1 protein-coding gene and 1 pseudogene are annotated in these 404 nt (G+C 34.7%); one reads left to right on the top strand and one right to left on the bottom strand.

Features of this window, described 5'->3' with window-relative positions; genetic code table 11:
* Positions 1-153, top strand: a 153-nt coding sequence (locus tag SB658_RS22105) for a YdiK family protein (protein ID WP_410602337.1), incomplete at its 5' end; no start/stop codon positions are given.
* A gap of 29 nt (positions 154-182) precedes the next feature.
* On the opposite strand, the pseudogene SB658_RS22100 reads toward SB658_RS22105, so the two are convergent.
* Positions 183-353: pseudogene (locus tag SB658_RS22100) on the bottom strand (redox-sensing transcriptional repressor Rex); the annotation flags it as partial.
* Positions 354-404: the final 51 nt, after the last annotated feature.

Below are 404 nucleotides of genomic sequence, written 5' to 3'. Positions count from 1 at the left end.
CTTCTTGGATGTATCTTTACACGCTTCGCCATTACGAACGTAACAGATACAATCTGGAATATGTGGACAATACTATTTGCAGTTATGGCAACAATTGATTTTAATTTGGCACTTCGCCTTATATTAGTTAAATTCACAAAGAAAAAACAATAATAAAACGCAGAGGTCGCTTCCTCTGCGTTTTATTGTGGATAATTCTTTAAAAAGTAAACAAGTGTTTGTAACTCTACCGCTAAATCAATATGGTGAATTCTTATATTATCTGACACATTTAAGCGCGCTGGTGTGAAATTTAAAATACCATGCACGTTCGTTTCTGCCAATCTATCTGCTACAGATTGTGCTACGGTAGCGTCAGAAAATCGCTGATATAATTTCATGTATGAAAACGTTCATACAATACA

Source organism: Bacillus sp. SIMBA_008 (assembly GCF_046535495.1).
Taxonomy (GTDB): Bacteria; Bacillota; Bacilli; order Bacillales; family Bacillaceae; genus Bacillus; species Bacillus subtilis.
The sequence above is the reverse complement of the archived record's forward strand: the minus strand, read 5'-3'. Positions and strand labels throughout refer to the sequence as shown.